At 63.7% G+C, this 3,654-nt stretch carries 4 protein-coding genes; 1 reads left to right on the top strand and 3 read right to left on the bottom strand.

Translation table 11 applies throughout. The features are described from left to right. Positions 1–150: 150 nt before the first annotated feature. Entirely contained in the window at positions 151–1,248 is a 1,098-nt protein-coding gene (gene hppD, locus JYJ84_RS31230) for a 4-hydroxyphenylpyruvate dioxygenase (RefSeq protein WP_122944183.1), read from the bottom strand. Between the two features lie 212 nt (positions 1,249–1,460). Here hppD and JYJ84_RS31225 point away from each other — a divergent pair, with 212 nt between their 5' ends. After that, entirely contained in the window at positions 1,461–1,985 is a 525-nt protein-coding gene (locus JYJ84_RS31225; RefSeq protein WP_011350656.1) for an Lrp/AsnC family transcriptional regulator, read from the top strand. A gap of 57 nt (positions 1,986–2,042) precedes the next feature. On the opposite strand, the gene JYJ84_RS31220 is transcribed toward JYJ84_RS31225, so the two are convergent. Next, on the bottom strand, positions 2,043–2,690 hold the full coding sequence (locus tag JYJ84_RS31220; RefSeq protein ID WP_164462503.1) for a GNAT family N-acetyltransferase: 648 nt from the start codon (positions 2,688–2,690) through the stop codon (positions 2,043–2,045). 244 nt (positions 2,691–2,934) lie between these two features. Further along, positions 2,935–3,540, bottom strand: coding sequence for a TetR/AcrR family transcriptional regulator (locus tag JYJ84_RS31215; protein WP_006482923.1), 606 nt, complete (start codon positions 3,538–3,540; stop codon positions 2,935–2,937). Positions 3,541–3,654 lie beyond the last annotated feature (114 nt).

The following is a 3,654-nucleotide window of genomic DNA, read 5'->3' as shown; positions in this document are numbered from 1 at the left end:
AAGGCGAACGCGCGTTGATCCGGTCGCGCAGCCTGAGGGCTGCGCCGGAATGAAAAAAGGGCGGGAATCCTTGGATTCCCGCCCTTTTTCTTTGTGCCGCCGGATCGTGCGGCCGGCCGGGTTGCCCCGGGCAGCCGCCCGCCGGATGCGTCAGGCCTTGTCCTGCACGACGCCGCGGCGGATCTGGTCGAGCTCGATCGATTCGAACAGCGCCTTGAAGTTGCCTTCGCCGAAGCCCTGGTTGCCCTTGCGCTGGATGATCTCGAAGAAGATCGGCCCGATCTGGTTCTCGGTGAAGATCTGCAGCAGCAGGTCGTCGCGTGCGCCGTCGATCAGGATCTTGCGCTTCTTCAGTTCTTCCAGCGATTCGCCGTGGTTCGGCACGCGGCGGTCGACCAGTTCGTAATACGTGTCGATCGTGTCGAGCAGCTTCACTTCCTTGCTGCGCAGGCCGTCGACCGCCTGGTAGATGTCGCTCGCGCCGAGCGCGATGTGCTGGATGCCTTCGCCGTGGTACGCGTCGAGGTATTCCTGGATCTGGCCGGCCGTATCCGAGCCTTCCTCGTTGATCGGGATGCGGATCTTGCCGCACGGCGACGTCATCGCCTTCGACTTCACGCCCGTCACCTTGCCTTCGATGTCGAAGTAGCGCACTTCGCGGAAGTTGAACAGGCGTTCGTAGAACTCGGCCCATTCCTGCATGCGGCCGCGATGCACGTTGTGCGTCAGGTGGTCGATATAGGTGAGGCCGTGGCCGACCGGGTTCGGGTTCGCGCCGGCGATCGGCTCGAAGTCGACGTCATAGATGCTGATGTCGCCGATTGCGCCCGGTTGCGCACCGTTCTTGCCGCGCCAGCGGTCGACGAAGTAGATCAGCGAATCGCCGATGCCCTTGATCGCCGGGATGTTCAGCTCCATCGGGCCCGTCTTGTTGTCGAAGCCCCATGCGCCGAGTTCCAGCGCGTGCTGGTACGCCTTCGCGGCGTCCTGCACGCGGAACGCGATTGCGCAGATCGACGGGCCATGCAGGCGTGCGAAGCGTTGCGCGAACGAATCGGGTTCGGCGTTGATGATGAAGTTGATGTCGCCCTGGCGGTACACCGTCACGTCCTTGTGGCGGTGGCGCGCGATCGCGGTGAAACCCATCCGTTCGAACAGTTGTCCGAGCGCTTTCGGGTCCGGTGCCGTGTATTCGATGAATTCGAAGCCGTCGGTGCCGACGGGGTTGTCCCAGTTCGGGATCTGCATGGCGTGTCTCCTGTGGGGGCGATCGGCCGGGGCGGTGTGCGCATGCCCGGCGTGGTTCGATGTCGAACGTGGCACACGCGGCGGCGTGCGCAACGAATCGGTACGTGCGACAGAGTGTAGCGGGCAGCTGCGAGCGTAAACTTGCGAACTTAATTGCCCGAACCTACGATGGCGCAATTTCCAGTCTCAAACTGTTCATTGGAGGGCAGAAGATGGCGCAAGCCGAATTGGATGCCATCGACCGGCGGATTCTCGCGATTCTTCAGGAGAACGGCCGCCTGTCGAACCAGGAGATCGCCGAGCGCGTGAACCTGTCGCCGAGCCCGTGTCTGCGGCGGATCCGGCGGCTCGAGGAGATCGGCGTGATTACCGGTTATGTCGCGTTGCTGAATCCGCAGAAGCTCGGGCTCGACCTGCTCGCGTACGTGAGCGTGCGGCTCGAGAAGCGCGGCGGCCTGGCGCCGGTGCGGGCCGACGAAACGTCGGCGCGGGCGGGCGCGACCCATGCGGAGCTGTTTCGCGCGGCCGTGCAGACCTGGCCGGAAGTGGTCGCGTGCCACGCGATGACGGGGGATATGGATTACCTGCTGCGCGTGCAGGTCGAGGACATGGCGCATTTCTCCCGCTTCGTGCAGGAGCATCTGCTGCATCACCCGTCGGTGATCGACGTGAAGACGAGCTTTTCGCTCGAATGCTTCAAGGAGACGACGGCGTTGCCGATTCGTTCGGTGCGCTAGTGTGCGCGGGGAAGGGGGAGGCCGGGCGCGCCGCAGGCGCGGCCCGGCTGGCCGGTGTTACGCCGTCAGCGCGGCGGGCATCAGCGATTCGATGAACTTCGTGGTGCGGCGCGCCTGGCGCTTCATCGCGTAGTCGAACACCGCGGCCTGCTCCTGCAGCATCTCGGCGATGATCGTCGAGTGGTCGGCCGGCGGCAGCGACAGGTATGCATCGGCTTCGCCGTACGCGTACTCGATCCGCATCCCGGATTTCTTCGCGATGTGCATCATCGTCGCGTTACGCGACAGGCAGTGCATGTACAGCATCGTCACGTGCGTGTTGCGGCTGCGGATCGCCGCGCGCTCGAACAGCTTCGAGCCGACGCCGCGGCCGCGTGCGCTTTCGAGCACCGACACGCCGAATTCGGCCGTGCGCTTGTCGCCCTCGGCCGGCAGGTAGGCCAGGTGGCCGACGCCGATCAGTTCGAGGTCGTGGTCGAACACACCGAACACGGTGTCGCGGCCGAAGTCGATCGTACGGACATAGTTCTCGATCACGTGGTCGGGCACCATCTGGCCGAAGCGCAGCAGGCGGTCCTCTTCGTCGAGCGAGAGAAAGTGGGTGAGCATTTGCTCACGGTCTTTGGAAGCCAGTTCCCTGACGAGAACCGGCGCAGACCCGGCGTTGCCGACGACATCGGCAGTGCCGTTGAATTGCGTGTTCATCGTGGGTTCCTCAGTGTGTGACCGTACAGCGGGTTGTGCAATGCAACAGCATTTTACCCGACCGCCAGCCCCAGGATTGGGGAAAACCCGTATTTGACGATGTTTAAGCTGGAGGATGAATTCTAAATCTGCTTAGTTAATTGGCTATCTATTTGATTATTAAGCAATTTAAAATTCATCATATGAAATGCTCGGCGGGCGGTCGCAGTGTGCCCGTCGCGCAACGTTTGCTGCTGCGCGGCAATCAGGCTGCCGTCGACAGCCCGCGCTCGATCAGGTCGATCACTTGCTCGGCGAAGTCGCGATAGCCGAGGCGGCCGCCCGGCTTCAGCCACGTGAACGTCCAGTTGATCATCCCGAACACCATCATCGTCACGGACGTCTGGTTTTCCTTCGAGATGCGGTCCGGGTACGCCCGGGCGAGCTGCCGCGTGAACGCCGCGACGATGTCGCGCTGGCGGTCGAGCACGATTTCGCGCTGTGCATCCTCGAGATACTTCACGTCGTTGAGCAGCGCGACGTGCCGACTGTGCGACGTCTCGTATTCGGCGAGGAACGCGCGCACGAGCTCGGCGAACGCGTCGCGCTCGCTGAGGCCGCGCCGCTGGCTCGCCCCTTCGACCTCGGCGATGATCAGCATCAGCCGTTTCGTGTAGCGGTCGAGCAGGTCGAACAGGATCGCTTCCTTGCTCTCGTAATAGTGATAGAGGCGTGCCTTCGACGTGCCGCTCGCGGTCGCGAGATCGGACATCGACGTGCTCGGGTAGCTCGTCTGAGCGAATTTCTCGGCGGCCAGATCGAGGATCTGCTCGCGCTGGGATTCGTGGTCGGGCGCTCGGGTACGGGCCATGGTCGAATGCGGAAGATTAGCGGTGCGGGGTGGCCGCGCGGGCCGCGCGCACCTGCGTGGAAGAGAGGGCGTCGGGCGCGTCGTCCTGCAGCTCGAGCCGGCCGGCTGCCGCGA

Origin of the sequence: Burkholderia sp. LMG 13014, from assembly GCF_905232215.1 — a bacterium.
Classification (GTDB): Bacteria; Pseudomonadota; Gammaproteobacteria; order Burkholderiales; family Burkholderiaceae; genus Burkholderia.
Note: the sequence above shows the minus strand (reverse complement) of the source record. Positions and strands in the feature narration are given on the sequence as shown.

Excerpts from the sequence above, each read along its gene's own strand:
- hppD (WP_122944183.1), bottom strand. The coding sequence starts at position 1,248 with ATGCAGATCCCGAACTGGGACAACCCCGTCGGCACCGACGGCTTCGAA.
- JYJ84_RS31225 (WP_011350656.1), top strand. The coding sequence starts at position 1,461 with ATGGCGCAAGCCGAATTGGATGCCATCGACCGGCGGATTCTCGCGATT.
- JYJ84_RS31220 (WP_164462503.1), bottom strand. The coding sequence starts at position 2,690 with ATGAACACGCAATTCAACGGCACTGCCGATGTCGTCGGCAACGCCGGG.
- JYJ84_RS31215 (WP_006482923.1), bottom strand. The coding sequence starts at position 3,540 with ATGGCCCGTACCCGAGCGCCCGACCACGAATCCCAGCGCGAGCAGATC.